Here is an 18,748-nt window from a genome sequence, read left to right on the forward strand (position 1 = left end):
TCAGCCCCTCGTGCGGACTTGGTAGCGGCGTTCGGCGTAGGCCAGGTCATCACGCCACAGCCGGGTGGCGGCACGGCGCATCAGCGGTGCGATCAACGCGCCGGCGTGGCGCGCGGCTGCGAAGCCCGGGCGCTGCGAGGTCGCGACGACGGCCTCGACAACGGTGACGCCCGGCCGCCCGTCGGGCCCGGGACCTGTTGGCGTGGCGTGGGTTTCGACGACGCTGCCGGTGCCCTCGCCCTCGACGATGCGCATCACGACGGTGCGTGCCTCGGGCGTGGCGAATTCGGCGATCACCGGCACCCCCAGGCGGCCCATTCGGAAGGTGACCGAGACCAGAAAGCGGTCGTCGTGCTCGGTGGGAGTGGTGAGCACCTCCAGGCGGGTGAAGGAGTACGGGTGAAACCACGCGCCGTGCCAAGGGTCGAGCCGGTTGGCGACGATATCGACGGGTTCGCACCGACCGGCCACCCGGGCGACCGCCGCCAGGGTGTCGCCGGTGGGCCGCGGCGCGATCACCGGCGCGTCCAGCGGGTCTTCCCGCCCGACTGCGTCCAGGCGCACCCACGCCAGCACGCCGTCGTCGTGGCAGGGGAACGGCTTCCAGCCGAACTCGCAGGTGTCGCCGTCCAGGGCCAGCCCGTGCCAGCGACAGAACAGGACGCCCCCGCGAACCGCTCCGTCGGCGAGATCGGCACCCAGGTGGGGGCACGTCGCGGGACCGACGCGCAAGCGGCGGCGCCCGTCGCGCCAGGCGACCAACTCGATGCCGGCCACGCGCGCTCCGAACGGGCGACCGGTGCGCACGTCGCTGCTCGCCGCGAACACGAACCAGTTCCCGGTCGGGCGGCGTTGGGACCGGTCCAGCGCGGCACCGATGATCCCCGGCTGTGCGTCGCGGTAGGTCGGGCGCTGCTGTGTCCATGGGACGTGCGGGATCACACCGATGGGCCAGTCTTTCGGCCACCGTCGGCGCACGCGGTCACCGACGCTCATCGCCGCCGCCGCTCGGCCAGTGACCGCAGCAACGCCGAGCGCCCGCGGGTGGGAACCGTGCACAGCGGGTGGCCGGCCAGCCCCCACGAGGCGAGCAGGCGATTGGCGGCCGACCAACCGGTGGTCGCCGCGCGTTCCATCAGCGCCACCGGCAGGTCGACGCGGATCCCGTCGCCGGCCAGTACCAGTCCCGGCTGCGGCGTGTCCACGGTCGGTCGCTCCGCATACGTTCCGGGCGCAAACAGGGGACAATCGGCGCGGCGCAGTTCACATTCGTCGAGGACCCGCGCCGCCGCGGTTTCCGGATACAGGCGGTGCAGCCGCCCGAGCGCCGCGGCGGTCGTCGATGCGGAACTGGCCGCGTACGAGTGCAATTCGACGACCGATCCGTCGTGACTGCGGGCCCACGCGGCGGCCTCGTGCTCGTAGCGCTCGAGCACGCTCACGTTGTCGACGGGCTGCTGGCCGGCGGTGCCGAGGAAGGCCGGCCGGTCCGCGTCGACGCGCCGGTCCAGCCACAGCCGGTGCACCACGAAGGGCGGCGCGGTGCGCAGCCGCGCTATCCGGGCGCGCCATGCATCGTCGCCGAGGCCGGGCGAGGCGGCCACCACCCGTTGCAGTCCGGCCACGTCGAGCGCCAGCACAACGGCGTCCGCGTCCAGGTGCTCACCGGAATCGGTGTGCACGCGAAGGGCTTTCGTGCCCCCGGTGGTGATCCGGGACACCGGTGCGCCGAGGTGTACCCGAACATCCCTGTCGCTCAGATAGCTCCGCAGCGGATTCCACAGGCTCACATCGAAGTTGGCGGTGGCGACATCGAAGATGAGGCCCTCGCTGGAGCCCAGGAAGTAAATGTGGAACATGGTCGCCAGTTCCGCGGCGGACAACTGCGCCGGCTCGGCGAAGAAGCTGCGCGAGAATACTTCGAACGCGAGGTGCCGCGCGGACTCGGGGAAGTTGATGCTCTTCAGGAAGGTTTCGGCGTCGATGTGGTCGAGCCGCCGGTAGATGTCCGGCACCGAGACCGCGGCCAGTGGCGCAGCGGCCCGCGCGTTGATGCGCGCGAGGTCGCCGAGCCGAAATGTCGGGCTGCGCAACGCAAACGCGAGCGCGTTCCACGGCGGGGTGCGGGGCAATCCGCGGAACGTGTCGCGCCGGCCCGCGCCGTCGATCAGGGGGTAGTCACGGACGGGTGCGAGCATGCGCAGGTCGGGATCGACGCGGCGCAACAGGGCCCTCAGGTTGTAGTACTGGCGGAAGAAGGCGTGAAACCCGCGGTTCATCGCCAGCTCGGCGCCACCCCGGTGTTCGGTCCAGCCGCCCACCCGGCCGCCGAGATAGTGCTGGCGTTCCACGATGCCGACGTCGATCCCGCGCTCGGCGAGCCCGGTGGCGGCGGCCAGGCCGGCGATCCCGGCGCCGACGACGACGGCGCGGGGGCGCCGCGACAGCGCGCCGGCGTGGGGTAATCCCGGCGGCGGCTGATGAATTCGGCGGCGACGGTCCGTCATTGGGTTGCCCTGCCCAAGAAGGTGTGCACGACATTGTGTTCCCAGCCCGGCATGGTCTCGCGGCGCACGCCTGCGAATCCGGCGTCGGTCATCCGGCGCTCCAGCCGCGCCGCCCCGTCGAAGGTAAGGACGCTGCGCCACAGATGCCGATACAGGGTGGTGTCTTGGGTGCGCCACCAGCCGGCGGGAATGATGATGCCCCAACACACCGCGTGCCAGACCAGGGTCGCGGCGCGGGAATCGCGCACCGAGTACTCGTGCAGCGCAAGCTTTCCCCCGGGCCGCAGCAATCCGCGGAAGGCGCGCAGTTGGCGGTCCGGGTCCGCGAGGTTGCGCAGCAGGTAGGCGGCCAAGATCCCGTCGAACGGTCCGGCGATGCCGTGCTCGTCCAGGTCTTCGACGCGCGCGTGCACGAAGCGGACGGATTGCGGCCACGGCTTTTCCCTTGCCGCATCGAGCATTCCGCGCGCCGCGTCGACGGCGACGATCTCCGCCTCGGGTGCCACCGCCAGCAGCGCGGCCGTCGAAGCGCCGGTGCCGCAGCCCGCGTCGAGCAGGCGCAATCCGCGGCCCGCTCCCGGCAGCCGCATGCGGCGGGCCGACAGGCACAGGTTCGGGTGGTAGTACGGATTGGCGCCGACCAGCCGGTCATACGCCGCCGCGCCCCCGTCGAAGGCGCCGGGGACCTCGCCGCGGGGCAGGCCCGTTTTACCGACGCGCACGTTGGCGCTCCCACAACAGCAGCACCGCGGTCACCAGCGCGAAGCCGAACAGGAAGTCCTCGATGGGGATGTCGAACGGAAAGCGCACGCCGCTGGTTTGGTGTTCGTCGTAGATCACGACCGGGGCGCTGCGTTTCGTCAGCCAGCCGTCGACCGGGACCTGAAATCCCAACACGATGACCATCGACAGCCAGTAGGCGGGCCGGCGGAACAGGCCGGTGTGCAACAGCGTGAACTCCAGCGCGCACACCGCCAAGACCGACGCGATCGCCGGCACGGTGTAGCCGAGGCCGTTCATCGGCGCCCGACCCGATCGAGGATGGTCGTCACCGCGTTGTAGGTCAGCAGGGCGCACACGGGGATCACCAGGAAGAACAACGCTTCCTCGACGGGGATCCCGAACGGTAGGTGGGCTCCGCTGATGTATCTGTCGTTGTAGGTCCACACGTGGGCCGCGACCGCGACCGCGTCCCAGACGAGAAACACCGCCGCGACGCCGAACACCGCGCGCGCGAGCCGGCGCGGTTGTCGGTACACGCCGGCTCCGAACAACTCCAGCGGCGCCGTGACCGCCAGGCACAGGCCGAGCAGGATCAGGTACTGCCACCGGTCGATCACGCCGCACCGGCTTTCCGCTCGGGTTGGGCCAGCCGGACCCGCCACGCCTGCAGGAGGGCGCCGCCGGCGACCCGGAGTCGTCGGGTCGTGCCGACGGTGGCGCGCCGGGTGAACACCGAGAAGTCGCAGTCCTCAATGCTGTCGAGGATTTCGGAGTAGAGCGTCAACGCGGTCGCCACGCACGGGCGGGAACGGGGCGCGAGCAACGCGACCCCTTTGGCGGCGAAGCGGTAGATCTCGCGGGTGATGTCGTGCTGAGCCTCCAGGGCGGCCCGCACCCGCGCATCGGTGCGCCGGTGCGCCTGACACCAGGTCATCAGCGCCCGGTCCACACCGAAAGCGGCGAGTTCGTCGGCGGGGAGGTAGATCCGGTTGCGCGTCAAATCCTCGTCGACGTCGCGCAGGAAATTGGTGAGCTGGAAGGCCCGGCCCAGCGCCGCCGCGTACGGGGCGGCGTCGACCGGAGCGCCTACCGTGCCCAGGATCGGAAGCATCTGCAGCCCAATGACTTCCGCGGAGCCACGCATGTAGCGATTGAGCGCCGGGCGGTCCGGATAGTCGGTGACGGTGAGGTCCATGCGCATGGAGGCGAGGAAGTCCTCGAACAGATCCGTGGCGATCCCATAACGACGGACGGTATCGTCGACCGCGGCGAGGACGGGCTCGTCGTGGCGCTCGCCGGTGGCGAAGAAGCGATCCGACAGCCGCCGCAGCGCCTCGGCCCGCACGGATCCGTCCAGTGCCGGATTGAGCTCGTCGAGGATGTCGTCGGCGTGGCGGGCGAAGGCGTACAGCGCGTGTACCGCCGGGCGCTGATCCGGTGCCAGCAATCTCGTGGCAAGGAAATACGTGCGGCCGTTTTCGGCGGCGATCTGCCGACAGCGCCGATAGGCCGCGCGCAGGCGCGGATCCCGGATCCCGGCGGCGTCCAGTTCCGCGCGAATCATCGCGATCCGGCCTTCAAGTCGAGTGTCCTGGCGCTCCGAGAGGTTGTTCCGGTGATGCGGTCGGCGGCCAGTCGGCCCGAGATGAGCGTGGTCGGCACCCCCACGCCGGGCAGGGTCGAGGACCCGGCCAGCACCGCGTTGCCGATGCCGCGCACGATGTTGGCGGGGCGAAACGGTCCGGTTTGAGCGAACGTGTGGGCCAGCGCGAACGGCGTCCCCGCCGCCATGCCCTGGGCGGCCCAGTCGGCGGGGGTGTCGACGTGCAACAGCCGGGCGTCGTCGCGCACTCCGGGCAGCAGCCGGTCCTGCACGACGTCGAGGAGGGAATCCGCGTACCGGCCACCGATATTCGGCCAGTCGATGCCGTCGCGCGATAGGTTGGGCGCCGGTGCCAGCACGTAGAGCAGGTCGCGGCCGGCAGGGGCCAGGCTCGCGTCGCTGGCCGTCGGCCGGGTGACCAGCAGCGAGGGGTCGGCCATGAGTCGCCCGTCGTCGACGATGTCGGTAAACGTCGTTTCCCATTCCGCGCCGAAAAGGATGCTGTGGTGGGCGCTTTGGGGCGGCGCGGCGCGGCATCCCACGTGCAGGACGACCGCCGAGGGCGCCGCGCGCAGCGGGACGAGGCGCCGCGGCCGGTGGCCCAGCAGCCGGTAGGTCTGCGGCAGCTCGGTGGTCAACACCACCGCGTCGCAGGCGATGCGGTGATCCTGGTCGGTGTGCACGGCGGTGACCCGTTCGCCGGCGCGCTCCAGGGCGGTGACCGTCGACCCGTAGCAGAACCGCACGCCGGCGTCGGCGGCCGCCGCGGCCAGCGCGTCGGGCAGTGCGCGCACGCCGCCGCGCGGAAAGAACACGCCCGCAACGGTGTCCATGTAGGCGATCACCGCATAGACCGCCAGGGCATGCTGCGGCGCGACACCGGCGTACAGGGATTGGAAGGTAAACACCCGGCGCAACCGGGGGTCGCTGAGGTGGCGTTTGACCATCGTGTCCCAGCGCCGAAATCCACCGAGCATCACCAGCCGGGCCAGCCGGCCGTTGAGCAGGGCGAGCGGGGAGTCGAAGTTGGCGGCGATGAACCCGTCGAACTCGGTGCGGTACAACCGGTTCAGCCAGTCGCGCAGCCGACGGTATCCGTCGGCCTGACGCGGGCCGGCGAACTCGCGCACCGCGGTGGCCATCCGGTCGGCGTCGCTGTGGACGTCGATGCTGCTGCCGTCGGCGAACATCGCCCGATAGGCCGGGTCGACCGGCATCAATTCCAGCCGCTGCGAGGCGGTTTCGCCCACGGCGGCGAACGCCTCGTCGATGAGATCGGGCATCGTGAGCACCGTCGGACCGGTGTCGATGCGATAGCCGTCGATGTCGCGACGGCCCGCCCGGCCGCCGGGCCAGGGCTGCCGCTCCACGACCGTTACTTCCCGGCCGCGCCCGGCCAGGTGCAGCGCGGCCGCGAGCCCGGCGAATCCCGCACCGACCACGACGACGTGATCGGTGCGCCCCCGGACCGTCCTCATTGGTGCCCCCCTGCCACGCTCAAGCCGCCCGTCGTGTGCACAGGCCGGCCATATCGATCAGCGCGGCGGTCAAGCTGGTGTCAAGCGTGCTGCGATCCAGCGCTTTTCGTGCGGTCTCGACGCGCTGGGCGATCATGTCCTCGATCCATCCCACGGCGCCGGTAGCGCAAATCAGGCTGCGCCAGTGCTCGAGCGCGGAATCGTCGAGCCGGTCGCTGTCCATCAGTTGGCGGAATTGCCGCCGGGTCGACGCGTCGGCCAACTGATGTGCGGCCACCACGACGCTGGTGGCCTTGCGTTCGATCAGGTCTCCACTGTTGGGCTTGCCGGTAGCAGCGGGTGAGCCGAAGATACCGAGGATGTCGTCGCGCAGCTGAAACGCTTCGCCGACGGCGCAGCCGTAGTCACCCAGCGCGGCCAAAGCGGGCCCGTCACAGCCGGCCATCGCGGCCCCGATCTCCAAGGGCCTGCGCACTGTGTAGTTGCCCGACTTGAGGCGGGCTACCTCGAGCACCGCCTCCAGCGTCGGCAGGTCGCGCAGATCGGTTGCCAGATCGGCGAATTGGCCTACCGCGAGCTCGGTGCGCATGGCGTCGTAGCGCGGCCAGGCCCGCGTCAGGTGGAACTGGCGCAGCCCGCTGTCGCGCAGCATCTGCTCGGCCCAGATCAGGCAGAGGTCGCCGAGCAGGATGGCCGCAGATTCGCCGAACCGTCGCGACGAGCCGGACAGCCCGCGCCGGCGATGCCAGGCCGCGAATTGGAGGTGCGCTGCGGGGCGTCCGCGTCGCGAGTCCGAATCGTCCATCACGTCGTCTTGCAGGAGCGCGAAGGCGTGCAGCAGTTCGAGGCTGGCGGTCGCCGACAGGGCCGCGTCGCTGGCCGGTGCGCCGCACAGCCAGCCCAGGTACATGAAGGTCGATCGCAGGCATTTGCCGCCACGGACGAACTCCACCAGGACGTCGCGAGCGACCTCGACGCCGCAGGCGCCCAGCTCGTCGGCGCACCGGGCGGCGACGAACTCGGCGACCTTCGACTGCACGGCCTGGCGGAAACCCGTCCGCCAGGTTTCGCACTGATTCGGGTCGAGCAGATGCGCCGGGCCTAACGGTGTGGTCTCGGTGATCCGCACCCCGGGTAACGCGCGCACAGGTCCCAACAAAGCCTCCCTCGCGACGTCGCTCCGCCTCCGGCTCGAACGGCTCAGGTTCACGCGTTGATACCCCTTCGACGACAACACAAACACCGGGCAGCGTCGGACCCGCTTGCGTGGCCCGGGCCGGCAGCCGCATGCGGTTAAGTTATTGAAACATTAATTTACTGAATGATTGACGGATCCGCCAGTGGCGGCCGAAATCGCGCCCTCCCGGCCTCACGACGGGATGGCGGCAACGCGTGCGGGCTCGTGCTGGGGGTTTCGGACCAGGCCCGCGAGGAACCCGCGCTGCGATCTGACGATGTCTTCAATGATCTGCAGGGCCTCGGGCACCGATCCGACGACGGGCAGGCCGTGGTCTTTGACGAGGTGCAGCAGCGGGCGGACCGCGGCGCCGGTGACCACGCTGCAATGCACGCGGGCCTGGTGATGCTCGCTGTTGAGGGCGAGCAGCGCCCGAAAGCCGTCGATGCTGAGAAAGTCCAGGTGACTCAGATCGAGGATCAGCGGCGTTTTCAGGCGGCGGAAACGGCGGATCGCTTCGGCGACGTCGTTTGCGTTGGACGCGTCGATTTCGCCGGCGAAGCGCAGGACGGTGCCCAGGCTGCGGGCGTAGACGAAAAGTCGCACGCCGTCGAAGTCGGCCGTGTAGCGGCAGCGGACGGGTTGGCTTTGGCCCGGGGGGCCGGGCGAACCGGGGGAAAGGTGAGCAGTCATGTGTGCGCCGATCCAGATGAGGGGGGAGCGAAGGGTGCGTCGCGTACCGCGCTCCGTGATGTCCAGCTGTTAGCTCAACCTGACACGAGACTAGCGCCGCGGCCGCCTGGTGCCGGGCTGAGCCCGTGGGGGCAGCGAAGTCTTCGTATTTCGGCCTCACTACCAGCGCACGGATTCGCTTACCGACCCGCTGGGCCGCGGTCGGTTCGGGGTCTCGGCAGCGGGTATGCGGCCGCCGCCCTGATCCGTAACGGCTGCGAGCGGTGGCCCAATGGAAGCCCCAATAAAGGCGATGCGTCGCCGCTGCGGTCACCTGGCGTTCGTCTGTGCGCTCCCCCGCGGGCCGATGCGACGGCGGATCGCTGGTGACCGATCGGGACGAGCGTCTGGCGGGGTTTTTCCAGCGGCAGAACGGGAACCCGGCGCCGGTGAACGTTTCCGGACTTCTCGACGTTGCGGCCAAGCCCTTCCAGTGGGGAGCCGCCCTGCGCGGGCACCGGTTCTTCCACCCGGTCGGCGTGCTGGCCGAGGGCGTCGTCGAACGCGTCGCGCCCGCCGCCGAGGGGTTGCCCCTGCCGTCGTCCGAGGTCGTCGCCCGGGTCTCCAAGGCCGTCGGGATGCCCGGGTCGTTGCCCGATTTCGTCGGGCTGGCGATCCGCGTCGCACCTCGGCAGGCGGCCGCGACGCCGTGGGACATCCTGCTCGTCTCCGCGGGTTCGGGGGTGCTGACCCGGGCCGCGGCGCTGCGCCCGACCACGTCGTGGAGTGGGCAGACGCTGACCAGCCTCATGCCGTACCGCCATCGCGGCGGCATCTGGTGGCTGCGGGCCCGAAGCTCAAGTGATACCAACGGATTTGGCCTGTCGCTCGACAGCGTCCGCGACGCGCTCGATGGCGGCGGCATCGAGTTTGCCATCGACCAGGCCCAGGGCAGGTCCGATTTCACGCCGCTGGCCCGGCTGACGCTGACGGGTGTGCTCGACCCCCGGCCGGACGTCTCGTTCGACCCGGTCGTCAACATCGCCCCCGGGCTGAGCCTCTATCCCGGATGGCTCGCCGACCTGCGGGCCCGCGCCTACCAGCACAGCCGGCGGGGCCGCGGCGCGGAGTGACGGCCGATGCCCTCGAAGCGCCTTGTCATCGCCGGGGCCAGCGGCAACGTGGGTACCGCCTGCTGCGCCGGGTCGCCGCAGGCGGCACCGACTACGACATCGTCGGCATCGCGCGGCGGCAGCCGCCGCCGGACGGCGTCTATCGGTCAGCCGACTGGCAGCAGCTTGATCTCGCCGACCCCGGCGCGGAGGCCAAGCTGCGCAACGTCTTTCGCGACGCCGACTGCGTGGTGCCGCGGGACGCTATGGGCACCAGGTCGACGAATCCTGGTCGACGGCGGGGCTGGCCTCCTCCGCCTACGGCAGGGCGAAGTCGGCGGCGGAGAAACTGCTCGACGATTACGAAGCGCGCAATCCCGGCGGGGTCGGCATCACGCGGATGCGGCCCGGGCTGATCATGCAACGCGACGCGGCGGCAGGGTGGCGCCGCTACACGCTGCCCGCCTACCTCGCGCCCGGATCGGTGCGCCGGCTGCCGGTGCTGCCGCTGGACCGCGCTGCGGGTGTCCATGGTGCATGCGGACGACATGGCCGACGCCTGCGCCACAGCGATCGAGCGGCGCGCGCTCGGGCCGTTCAACCTCGCCGCCGAACCTCCGGTCTCCCGCGATGACATCGCACATGTGTTGGGGGCGCGGCCGATTCACGTGCCGTCGGCCGTGCTGAGGCTTTTGGTGGACGCGTCGTGGCGGGCGCGGCTGCAGTCCATCGACCGCGGCTGGCTGGACATGGCGTTCGCGCTGCCGCTGTTGGCGACCGACCGGGCGCGCGCCGAGCTGGGCTGGTCGCCCCGCTGGAGCTCCGTGGCGGCCCTGGCCGTGGCGGTCGACGGGATGGTGCACGGTGGGCGCACCGCCAGCCCCGTCCTTCGTCCGCGATCCCTGCGCGACGCGCTCGTCCGCGACGTGTCCAAGGGGCCGCTCACCACACGGCAGGTGCCCTGACTCAGCGGAGACGCCCGAGCACGTGACGCAGGGCCCCATCGAGGTCGGGCCGGCGAAAGCGGTGCCCGGCCGCGGCGAGCGTTTCGGGCAGGACCCGTTGGCTGGCGCAGGCCACTTCGCGGGCGCCCTGCCGTCCCAGCAACAGCCGCGGACCCAACGGGGGCACCGGTAACACCGCGGGCCGGTGCAGTACGTGGGCGAGCGTGCGAGTGTACTCCGCGTTGCGGACCGGTTGCGGTGCAACGGCATTCACCGGGCCCACTAGAGCGGGGTCCCACAGCGCACGGTGGTAGACGTCGACCAGGTCGTCGATCCCGATCCATGACAGCCATTGCCGGCCGTCGCCGAGCCGGCCGCCAAGCCCCGCGCCGAACAGGGGGCGCATCAGCTTCAGTGTGCCTCCGCGGGGCGATTGCACGATGCCGGTGCGCACCCGCACCACGCGGGCCCCGGCCCCCTGGGCCGGCGCGGTCGCGTCCTCCCATTCGGCGACGACGTCGGCCAGGAAACCGTCGCCGCGGGCGCTGCCCTCGGTCAGGGGTTCGTCGCCGCGGTCGTAGCCGTAGTAGCCGATTGCCGACGCCGCAACGAACACCGAGGGTCTGGGATCGGTGCGGCCCAGCAGCTCGGCCAGTCGGCGAGTCGGCTCAATCCTGCTGTCGCGAACCGCGTCTCGGTGTGCGTCGGTGAACCGGCCCGCGATCGAGGCGCCGGCCAGATGGATCACCGCGTCGACTCCCGCGAGCAGCCCCGGGTCGGGGTCGTCGGGATTCCAGTACCGTTCGTCGGCGCCGTCGGCGAAGCGCCGTACGAGCCGGATGACGCGGTGACCGCCGGTGCGCAAGAACGCCGTCAACGCCGAACCGACCAGTCCCGACGATCCCGTCACCGCGATGGTCACGGGGCCCAGGCCGCGTTCGGCGGCCAGCCGGTGGGCGGCCAGGTCGTCGGCCAGCTGACGGTGACGGTAGGCGAACATGGGGCGCAGCAACGACCCGGGAACCGGGGTGTCGACCCGGTCGACGACCCGGGTCCGGGTGCCGCCGACATCCTCGAACTCGTGGGTGTGCCGCCAGCGCACCGCAATTCGTGCCGGCAGTGCGGCCGGCCCGCCGCCACCGATCGTATCGACGAAACGCCTCGGCGGATCGTAGGAATCCGCTTGGTGCTGGGCGACCCAGCGCAAACCACCCGGGAGCGCGAGGACTGCGCGCCCGTCCTCCAGCGAGCCGGCCTCGCTGACCAGCCGCATGGGTTGCCACGGCGGCGACAGCCGGTCGAACGCTCCCGGCCTGGCATGCCAGGCGAAGACGTCGGCGCGCGGCGCGTCGACCACGCTCGAATATTCCAGCCCCACGTCCCCGACATTAGCCCGCACCAAACAACGCGGCTGGCTACCATCTGTAGCTGTCCCTGAGGCCGTGGGAGTCGCCGATGCCGTCGTATGTGATCGCCGTGTCCGAGTCCATCGCCACCGCGTCGCAGGACGCGACCGGGATCGGCGAGGAACTCAAGGGGGCGCTCGCGGTGGCGGCGCCGTCGACGACCCGGATCGTCGTGGCGGCCGAAGACCAGGTGTCGGCGGCGATCGCGAGCGTGTTCGGCGGTGTTGCCCGGGAGTTTCAGGCGCTGAGCGCGCAGGCGGCGGCGTTTCATGCCGAGTTCGTGGCGACGTTGCGCGCGGCCGGGACGGCGTATTTGACGGCCGAGGCGAGGAATGTGTCGTCGCTGGAGCTGCTCGTCGAGCAGCTGACCGGGATTCCGCTGTTCGACAACGTGACCGTCGCGGTGGCGAGCCCGACCGCCAACGGGGTGACCGGTGTCAGGGAGGGTTTTTCCATCCTGAGCATCCCGGTCGGCCCGTTTTCGATCCTGGGACATCAGATCGGTCCGTTCGGCTTCCCCGCTTTTGCGCGGTGGTACTTCCCGACGCAGGCCGACGGTTCCGTGCACGCCAACGGCGTGGTCTATCTGCAGCACGGCTTCGGCGTGACGGCGTGGTTTTACGATCCGCTGGCCCTGCAGCTGGCGCAGCAGACCGACAGCGTCGTGGTCGCCCCCACCCTGCCGTTCATTCCATTGCCGTTCGGCCTCTGGCTCGGCGGCGCGGCGATGCAGCAGGGCGTGGCGTCGCTGTTCCTCGGCAGCGAGCCGGCGCTGAACCTCAGCGCGCAGCATGCCGGCTTCCAGGGCACGCTGCCGCTGAATTTCCTCCTGACTGGACACTCCGCCGGCGGCGGCCTGGCCACCATCGCCGCCGGCGATTACATCGCGGACCTCGGCGGGCACACCGCGGACAACCACCTGCTGGGCGTGGTGATGTTCGACGGGGTGGCGTCGGATTCCTCGGCCTTCGCGACGTCGATCGCCAACCTGAAGTCGTTGAACATTCCCGACTATGTGGTGGCCGCGGCGCCGCAGATGTGGAACGCCTTCGGCGCCACCACGAATCAGCTTGCCAGCCTGTATCCGGGGCAATTCGTCGGGGTGCAGCTCGCGGGCGGCTCACACGTCGACTCGATGCTGGGCAGAAACCCCGTCACCGACTTCGTCCTGCAATTGGTGACCCAGTTCTCCCCGCCGGGCAACACCGCGGCGGTGTACACCCTGTCCACGGGCTGGATCAACGACATCTACGCCGGGGCGGGCCCTACCGACCCGATCTACGGCATTTACGGGCCGACCGGCGGCTATGTGCCGCCCGGCGGGCAGCAGATCGCGCTGGGGCCGGCCACCGGAATCGTGCTACCGGTGTAGTTAGCGGTCCGGCAGCGCGTGCTCGACGATCGGTAGCCGGGGCCGCGGCTGGCGCTCGCCGCGCTTGGCCGCGAGATAGACCTGCGCGGTCTCGGCGGCCACGGTGTGCCAATCGAAGGCGGAGGTGAGCCGCTCGCGCGCGGCGTTGGCGCGCCGCTGCGCGGCGCCCGGGTCGTCGAGCACGCCGCGCACCGCCGACGCCAGCGCCGCCACGTCGCGCGGCGGGCACGAGACGCCGGTCTGCCCGTCGATCACCGCCTCGCCCAGCCCGCCGATGTTCGAGGTCACCAGCGGCGTACCCGCCGCGGCGGCCTCCAGGGCAGCGAGCCCGAACGGCTCGTAGTGACTGGGCAGCACCGCCGCGTCGGCGCGGTGCAACACCTCGAGTAGGCCGTCGTGGCCGAGATGCCCGACGAACCGAATTGCCTTGAGCACCCGGTGTTTACGGGCCTGTCTAATGAGCCAGTCGGTCTGGGTGCCCTCCCCGGCGATGGTCAGGGTGGTGCCAGGGTGGGTGCGCCGGATGCGGGGCAGCGCGGCGATGACGTCGTGCACACCCTTTTCGTATTCGAGGCGTCCGAGGTAGAGCAGCTCGGCGGGCCCGGTGCGCGGGCGGCGGGCCGCGAACGGCCAGCGCGCGGCGTCGATGCCGTTGCGGATCACGGTGGTCTCGGCCAGGCCGGGGCCGAACAGCTCGGTGACCTCGTCGGCCATCGACGCCGAACACGTGATCAGCGAATCGGATTCGCGCACCAGCCACGACTCCACGGCGTGCACCTGACGGCTGACCGCGCCGCTGACCCAGCCGGAATGCCGGCCGGCCTCGGTCGCGTGGATCGTGGAAATCATTGGCACGTCGTAGAACTGGGCCAGCGCGATGGCCGGGTGGGCCACCAGCCAGTCGTGCGCGTGCACGACGTCGGGGGTGAAATCCAGCGACAGCCCGGCGCGGACCATCGCGTGCCCCATCGCCAGCGTCCAGGCCATCATGTCGTTGCTGAAGGTGAATTCGTGCGGATCCTGCGCGGCCGCGATCACCCGGACGCCCTCGCTGACCTCGTCGGACGACGGGTGCGTGCTGGGATCGGTGCCCGTCGGCCGGCGCGACAGGACGACGACCTCGTGGCCCTCGGCGGCCAAAGCCGTCGACAGGTGGTGCACGTGGCGTCCCAGCCCGCCGATGACCACCGGCGGGTATTCCCACGACACCATCAGGATTTTCACGCGCTCGCCCGCCGTCGCGAGGGTCCCCAAAATGCCGGCCGCAGCGGCGTGTCGCCGTACAGACACGCGCGCTCGCGGGAAAAGGGAGGGGCGGAACTCACCGGGGCAGCCTACGCGCATCCAGGGCGCCGAACAGATCGTCGGCCCGATTCCAGCCGTCGGCCAGCCGCTGCGCGGCGTCGCGCCGGCCCGACGCGAGCGCCCCGGCGATCTCGCGGGTGGCGTGCGCGTGCAGATGGGCGCGGTAGCGGGCGTAGTCGGCGGCGGAGTCCTTGCTCACCATGAACGGCCAGTCGCTGGAGACGGTGAGCAGCGTCTCGCGCAGGATCTGGTCGGCGACGTGATCGCGGGGGACCGGCCCGTCCAGCGACGCGTTCTGCGACAGCGCCTTGTCGACCGTGCCGAGCGCGGTGTCGACCACCTCGGTGTTGAGCTGGACCAGGTCGGCCACCTGCTCGCCGGCCCACACCTGCCAGTCCTTGCCCGACCCCCACGAGCTGGGCGGCAGCGCGACGGCGTCGCCGACGAAGCCGGCGTCGATCGCGTCGCGCAGCGTGCCCACCCGCACCCCGGCGGCGGGCAGCGCGCGCAGCACCCGCGCCAGCCACGTCGGACCCTCGTACCACCAGTGGCCGAACAGCTCGGTGTCGAAGGCCGCGACGACGTGGGCGGGCCGCCCGATGCGCTCGGACTCGCTGGTCAGCCGGTCGCGGACGACGTCGACGAAGTCGGCGACGTGGGCGTCGACGGCGCGGTCGGCGCGCTCGGGATCGTAGGGCGCCTTGGCTTCCGAGGGCACGTTGCGGCCGGTGACGCGGGCGGGCTTGAGGCCGGTGAGGTGGTCGTAGGTGTGGAAGTCGCGGTAGGCGGCGTGGCCGGGGTAGCCGGATTTCGGCGACCACACCCGGTAGCTGACCTGCAGGTCGCGCCCGAACGCGACCACGCCGGTGTCGCCGACCGGTCGGCCCAGGGCGGTGTCGCCGTGCAGCGAGGGGCCGTCGACCATGAAGTGGGAAATGCCGGCAGCCGTGTACTCGGTTTCCAAGCCAGGGGCGTAAGCGCACTCGGGCGCCCAGATCCCCGTCGGGCGGTGTGCGAGGCGCTGGTGAGCGTCGGCCAGGCCCTCGCGCAGCGCGAAGTCGCGCAGCCGCGGATTCAACAGGGGCTGGAACGGGTGGGCCAGCGGCCCGCCGAGCAACTCCACCGTCCCGGCGTCGACCAGGGTGCGCAGCAGCGGGCTGCCGCCGTGCCGCCACAGCGTGCCGAAGTCCTCGAGCGCGCCCTCTGCTTCGGCTTCCTCGCGAATCCCGAAGGCCCGCAACGCTTCCGACGTACAGGACTGGTAGTCGGCCGACTTCGAGCGGGGCGCCGAGCGCACGCTGGCGGCCGCAGAGGCTTCCGTCGCGCGCAGCCGCCAGTTGGCCAGCCAGTGGTGCATGCCGTCGAGGCAGTACGGGTCGTCGAGCTGGGCGTTGACCACCGGGGTGACGCCGAGCGTCAGCAGGCTGTGCCGGTCCTCGCCGGCCAGCGTGCGCAGCACCCGCAGCAGCGGCAGGTAGGCCGCCGCCCAGGATTGATAGAGCCATTCCTCGCCGACCGGCCAGCGGCCGTGGTGGGCCAGCCACGGCAGGTGGGTGTGCAGCACGAGCGTGAACAGGCCGGGCACTCGGGCGGGGGAACCCCGCAACGACGTCCTCACGGCCGCACCGCGATTGCGATGAGGTCCAGGCTCGCGTCGATGTCACCGGCGTCGGTCATGTCGAAGTCGTCGCACGTGATGGCGGCGACGTCGGCCGCCAGTTGCGGCGGCCACGGCGTGCCGGCCACCGCGTGGGCGATCTGCGCGTCGATGATGGATCCGTCGTGGCGGGCGTCCAGCTCGCGCAGCCGCGGGCCGTGAAACAGCCCGTACATCGCCACCTCGGCGAAGCCCGCGCCGACCAGCAGCTCGGTGAGCTCACCGGCGTTCAGCTCGCGGGTGTGGAACGGGTTGACGGGGGTGTCGCGGCCAGGGGAGAAGGTGATCCGGTTGGGGGTGGACACCATCAGCAGCCCCGACGGGCGCAGCACCCGGGCGCACTCGGCGACGAACTGTGGCTGATCCCACAGATGCTCGATGACCTGGAAGTTCACCACAACGTCCACCGCGGCGTCGGGCAGCGGTAGCTCCGCCAGGTTGGCCTGCGTGACCTCGACGCGGGGGTAGCGGACGCGGACGTGGGCCACCGCGGTGGCGTCGTAGTCCACGGCGACGACCCGGCGCGCGACGCCGGCGATGAGGTCGGCGCCGTACCCCTCGCCGCAGCCGGCCTCGAGCACGTCGCGGCCCACGCAGCGCGGGGCAAGGCGCTGGTAGACGACCTGATGGCGGCGAAACCAGTAGTTCTCGATGTCCAGATCCGGGATGGTGCGCTCGCCCGTCAGCGTCAGCGCCGCCGCGGCCTCGGGGGCGGCGTGCGGGGGGACGTCGGGCAGGGATGCGCTCATGGCATAGGCAGGCTAACGCGAAGTGTCCGATTCGCGAACCGGGAAGCGGGCACCCCTGCCGGGAGGGCCGGACAGGGCGAAAGAACCTGCACTACTACCCGCTATGGTGTGAGAGCAGACCGCACAAAGTTACCCGTCAGTAACACGGGTGTGCAGTTTAAGAAGTGCGTGACCGAGGTCCGCAGTCGACCGCTGTGGGACCCCTTCGAGGAGGACGAACCAGACTCATGACGAACATCGTGGTCCTGATCAAGCAGGTCCCAGACACCTGGTCGGAGCGCAAGCTCACCGACGGCGATTACACGCTGGACCGCGAGGCCGCCGACGCGGTGCTGGACGAGATCAACGAGCGCGCCGTCGAAGAGGCGCTGCAGATTCGGGAGAAGGAAGCCGCCGACGGCGTCGAGGGGTCGGTGACGGTCCTGACCGCCGGTCCCGAGCGGGCCACCGAGGCGATCCGCAAGGCCCTGTCGATGGGCGCCGACAAGGCCGTCCACCTCAAGGACGACGGCATGCACGGATCCGACGTCATCCAGACCGGCTGGGCGCTGGCCCGCGCGCTGGGCACCATCGAGGGCACCGAGCTGGTCATCGCCGGCAACGAGGCCACCGACGGCGTCGGCGGCGCGGTGCCGGCCATCATCGCCGAGTACCTGGGCCTGCCGCAGCTGACGCACCTGCGCAAGCTGTCGGTCGAGGGCGGCAAAATCACCGGCGAGCGCGAGACCGACGACGGCGTCTTCACCCTCGAGGCCAGCCTGCCCGCGGTGGTGAGCGTGACCGAGAAGATCAACGAGCCGCGCTTCCCGTCGTTCAAGGGCATCATGGCCGCCAAGAAGAAAGAGGTCACGGTGCTGACCCTGGGCGAGATCGGGGTCGAGGCCGACGAGGTCGGGCTGGGCAATGCCGGGTCGTCCGTGCTGTCGTCGACGCCCAAGCCGCCCAAGACCGCGGGCGAGAAGGTCACCGACGAAGGCGAGGGCGGCAACCAGGTCGCCCAGTACCTGGTCGCCCAGAAAATCATCTAGCCCCCAGACCCTCAGACACGAGAAGAGCGAATAACCCATGGCTGAAGTTTTGGTGCTCGTCGAGCACGCCGACGGCGCGTTGAAGAAGGTCACCGCCGAACTGATCACCGCCGCCCGCGCCCTGGGCGAGCCGGCCGCCGTCGTGGTCGGCGCGCCCGGCACCGCCGGGCCGCTGGCCGACGGACTCAAGGAGGCCGGCGCCGCCAAGATCTACGTCGCCGAGTCCGACGACGTCGACAAGTACCTCATCACCCCGGTGGTCGACGTGCTGGCGTCGCTGGCCGAATCCGCTTCTCCGGCAGCGGTTTTGCTGGCCGCCAGCGCCGACGGCAAGGAGATCGCGGGCCGGCTGGCGGCCCGGATCGGGTCCGGCCTGCTGGTCGACGTGGTGGAAGTCAAGGAGGGTGCCAAGGGAGTGCACTCCATCTTCGGTGGCGCGTTCACCGTCGAGGCGCAGGCCACCGGCGACACCCCGGTGATCACGGTGCGCGCCGGTGCGGTCGACGCCGAGCCGCAGGCCGGCGCGGGCGAGCAGGTCACCGTGGAGGTGCCCGCCCCCGCCGAGAACGCGACCAAGGTCACCGCTCGCGAGCCCGCGGTGGCCGGTGACCGCCCGGAGCTGACCGAGGCCAGCATCGTGGTCTCCGGTGGCCGCGGTGTGGGAAGTGCGGAGAACTTCTCCGTGGTCGAGGCGCTGGCCGATTCGCTGGGTGCCGCCGTCGGCGCCTCGCGTGCCGCGGTCGACTCCGGCTACTACCCGGGCCAGTTCCAGGTCGGCCAGACGGGCAAGACCGTGTCGCCGCAGCTCTACATCGCGCTGGGTATCTCCGGGGCGATCCAGCACCGTGCGGGCATGCAGACCTCCAAGACGATCGTCGCGGTCAACAAGGACGAAGAGGCGCCGATCTTCGAGATCGCCGACTACGGCGTGGTGGGCGACCTGTTCAAGGTCGCCCCGCAGCTGACCGACGCGATCAAGGCCCGCAAGGGTTAGACGTCGACGGGAAGCCCCCTT

18 protein-coding genes are annotated in these 18,748 nt (G+C 70.8%); 5 read left to right on the top strand and 13 right to left on the bottom strand.

Going from position 1 to position 18,748, the window contains the following annotated elements; translation table 11 throughout:
* The 9 genes from AC5Y43_RS06145 to AC5Y43_RS06185 form a co-directional block, all read right to left on the bottom strand.
* Positions 1 to 996: a Rieske (2Fe-2S) protein gene (locus tag AC5Y43_RS06145; RefSeq protein WP_499970309.1), complete on the bottom strand. Its 996-nt coding sequence runs from the start codon at positions 994 to 996 to the stop codon at positions 1 to 3.
* Positions 993 to 2,507, bottom strand: coding sequence for an FAD-dependent oxidoreductase (locus tag AC5Y43_RS06150; RefSeq protein ID WP_499970311.1), 1,515 nt, complete (start codon positions 2,505 to 2,507; stop codon positions 993 to 995). Before AC5Y43_RS06150 ends, AC5Y43_RS06145 begins: the two co-directional genes overlap by 4 nt.
* A complete protein-coding gene (locus AC5Y43_RS06155; RefSeq protein WP_499970313.1) occupies positions 2,504 to 3,229 on the bottom strand; it encodes a class I SAM-dependent methyltransferase in 726 nt (241 codons plus the stop codon). The genes AC5Y43_RS06150 and AC5Y43_RS06155 overlap by 4 nt, the downstream gene beginning before the upstream one ends.
* Positions 3,216 to 3,527, bottom strand: coding sequence for a lycopene cyclase domain-containing protein (locus AC5Y43_RS06160; protein ID WP_499970315.1), 312 nt, complete (start codon positions 3,525 to 3,527; stop codon positions 3,216 to 3,218). The genes AC5Y43_RS06155 and AC5Y43_RS06160 overlap by 14 nt, the downstream gene beginning before the upstream one ends.
* Positions 3,524 to 3,847 carry a lycopene cyclase domain-containing protein gene (locus AC5Y43_RS06165; protein ID WP_499970316.1) on the bottom strand — a complete coding sequence of 108 codons (324 nt, stop codon included), beginning with the start codon at positions 3,845 to 3,847 and terminating at the stop codon, positions 3,524 to 3,526. The genes AC5Y43_RS06160 and AC5Y43_RS06165 overlap by 4 nt, the downstream gene beginning before the upstream one ends.
* Positions 3,844 to 4,794, bottom strand: coding sequence for a phytoene/squalene synthase family protein (locus tag AC5Y43_RS06170; RefSeq protein WP_499970318.1), 951 nt, complete (start codon positions 4,792 to 4,794; stop codon positions 3,844 to 3,846). Before AC5Y43_RS06170 ends, AC5Y43_RS06165 begins: the two co-directional genes overlap by 4 nt.
* Positions 4,791 to 6,311 carry a phytoene desaturase family protein gene (crtI, locus tag AC5Y43_RS06175; protein WP_499970320.1) on the bottom strand — a complete coding sequence of 507 codons (1,521 nt, stop codon included), beginning with the start codon at positions 6,309 to 6,311 and terminating at the stop codon, positions 4,791 to 4,793. Before crtI ends, AC5Y43_RS06170 begins: the two co-directional genes overlap by 4 nt.
* A gap of 19 nt (positions 6,312 to 6,330) precedes the next feature.
* Complete coding sequence (locus AC5Y43_RS06180) at positions 6,331 to 7,434, bottom strand: polyprenyl synthetase family protein (protein ID WP_499970496.1); 1,104 nt, start codon at positions 7,432 to 7,434, stop codon at positions 6,331 to 6,333.
* 246 nt (positions 7,435 to 7,680) lie between these two features.
* A complete protein-coding gene (locus tag AC5Y43_RS06185; RefSeq protein ID WP_499970322.1) occupies positions 7,681 to 8,181 on the bottom strand; it encodes an STAS domain-containing protein in 501 nt (166 codons plus the stop codon).
* Positions 8,182 to 8,609: 428 nt separating this feature from the next.
* Between AC5Y43_RS06185 and AC5Y43_RS06190 the strand changes: the two genes are divergently transcribed.
* Both AC5Y43_RS06190 and AC5Y43_RS06195 read left to right on the top strand, forming a co-directional pair.
* On the top strand, positions 8,610 to 9,293 hold the full coding sequence (locus tag AC5Y43_RS06190; protein ID WP_499970498.1) for a phosphodiesterase: 684 nt from the start codon (positions 8,610 to 8,612) through the stop codon (positions 9,291 to 9,293).
* A 512-nt stretch (positions 9,294 to 9,805) separates the two neighbouring features.
* A complete protein-coding gene (locus AC5Y43_RS06195) occupies positions 9,806 to 10,237 on the top strand; it encodes a hypothetical protein (protein ID WP_499970324.1) in 432 nt (143 codons plus the stop codon).
* A gap of 1 nt (position 10,238) precedes the next feature.
* On the opposite strand, the gene AC5Y43_RS06200 is transcribed toward AC5Y43_RS06195, so the two are convergent.
* Positions 10,239 to 11,594, bottom strand: coding sequence for a TIGR01777 family oxidoreductase (locus tag AC5Y43_RS06200; RefSeq protein WP_499970326.1), 1,356 nt, complete (start codon positions 11,592 to 11,594; stop codon positions 10,239 to 10,241).
* A gap of 77 nt (positions 11,595 to 11,671) precedes the next feature.
* On the opposite strand from AC5Y43_RS06200, the gene AC5Y43_RS06205 reads away from it, so the two are divergent.
* Positions 11,672 to 12,994, top strand: coding sequence for a PE family protein (locus AC5Y43_RS06205; protein ID WP_499970328.1), 1,323 nt, complete (start codon positions 11,672 to 11,674; stop codon positions 12,992 to 12,994).
* On the opposite strand, the gene AC5Y43_RS06210 is transcribed toward AC5Y43_RS06205, so the two are convergent.
* The 3 genes from AC5Y43_RS06210 to AC5Y43_RS06220 form a co-directional block, all read right to left on the bottom strand.
* A complete protein-coding gene (locus AC5Y43_RS06210; protein WP_499970500.1) occupies positions 12,995 to 14,218 on the bottom strand; it encodes a glycosyltransferase family 4 protein in 1,224 nt (407 codons plus the stop codon).
* Positions 14,219 to 14,315: 97 nt separating this feature from the next.
* Positions 14,316 to 15,905 carry a 1,4-alpha-glucan branching protein domain-containing protein gene (locus AC5Y43_RS06215; RefSeq protein WP_499970502.1) on the bottom strand — a complete coding sequence of 530 codons (1,590 nt, stop codon included), beginning with the start codon at positions 15,903 to 15,905 and terminating at the stop codon, positions 14,316 to 14,318.
* Positions 15,906 to 15,913: 8 nt separating this feature from the next.
* On the bottom strand, positions 15,914 to 16,705 hold the full coding sequence (locus AC5Y43_RS06220; protein ID WP_499970329.1) for a class I SAM-dependent methyltransferase: 792 nt from the start codon (positions 16,703 to 16,705) through the stop codon (positions 15,914 to 15,916).
* Positions 16,706 to 16,932: 227 nt separating this feature from the next.
* Here AC5Y43_RS06220 and AC5Y43_RS06225 point away from each other — a divergent pair, with 227 nt between their 5' ends.
* Both AC5Y43_RS06225 and AC5Y43_RS06230 read left to right on the top strand, forming a co-directional pair.
* A complete protein-coding gene (locus tag AC5Y43_RS06225) occupies positions 16,933 to 17,733 on the top strand; it encodes an electron transfer flavoprotein subunit beta/FixA family protein (protein WP_499970331.1) in 801 nt (266 codons plus the stop codon).
* A 37-nt stretch (positions 17,734 to 17,770) separates the two neighbouring features.
* Positions 17,771 to 18,727 (top strand): electron transfer flavoprotein subunit alpha/FixB family protein, encoded by a 957-nt coding sequence (locus AC5Y43_RS06230; RefSeq protein WP_499970332.1) that lies wholly within the window; start codon positions 17,771 to 17,773, stop codon positions 18,725 to 18,727.
* Positions 18,728 to 18,748 lie beyond the last annotated feature (21 nt).

The sequence above is a fragment of the Mycobacterium sp. NGS57 genome, assembly GCF_059812405.1.

What these genes read in the sequence shown, in the direction of transcription:
- AC5Y43_RS06145 (WP_499970309.1), bottom strand. Translation starts at nt 996, where the DNA reads ATGAGCGTCGGTGACCGCGTGCGCCGACGGTGGCCGAAAGACTGGCCC.
- AC5Y43_RS06150 (WP_499970311.1), bottom strand. Translation starts at nt 2,507, where the DNA reads ATGACGGACCGTCGCCGCCGAATTCATCAGCCGCCGCCGGGATTACCC.
- AC5Y43_RS06160 (WP_499970315.1), bottom strand. Translation starts at nt 3,527, where the DNA reads ATGAACGGCCTCGGCTACACCGTGCCGGCGATCGCGTCGGTCTTGGCG.
- AC5Y43_RS06170 (WP_499970318.1), bottom strand. Translation starts at nt 4,794, where the DNA reads ATGATTCGCGCGGAACTGGACGCCGCCGGGATCCGGGATCCGCGCCTG.
- crtI (WP_499970320.1), bottom strand. Translation starts at nt 6,311, where the DNA reads ATGAGGACGGTCCGGGGGCGCACCGATCACGTCGTCGTGGTCGGTGCG.
- AC5Y43_RS06185 (WP_499970322.1), bottom strand. Translation starts at nt 8,181, where the DNA reads ATGACTGCTCACCTTTCCCCCGGTTCGCCCGGCCCCCCGGGCCAAAGC.
- AC5Y43_RS06205 (WP_499970328.1), top strand. Translation starts at nt 11,672, where the DNA reads ATGCCGTCGTATGTGATCGCCGTGTCCGAGTCCATCGCCACCGCGTCG.
- AC5Y43_RS06220 (WP_499970329.1), bottom strand. Translation starts at nt 16,705, where the DNA reads ATGAGCGCATCCCTGCCCGACGTCCCCCCGCACGCCGCCCCCGAGGCC.
- AC5Y43_RS06225 (WP_499970331.1), top strand. Translation starts at nt 16,933, where the DNA reads ATGACGAACATCGTGGTCCTGATCAAGCAGGTCCCAGACACCTGGTCG.
- AC5Y43_RS06230 (WP_499970332.1), top strand. Translation starts at nt 17,771, where the DNA reads ATGGCTGAAGTTTTGGTGCTCGTCGAGCACGCCGACGGCGCGTTGAAG.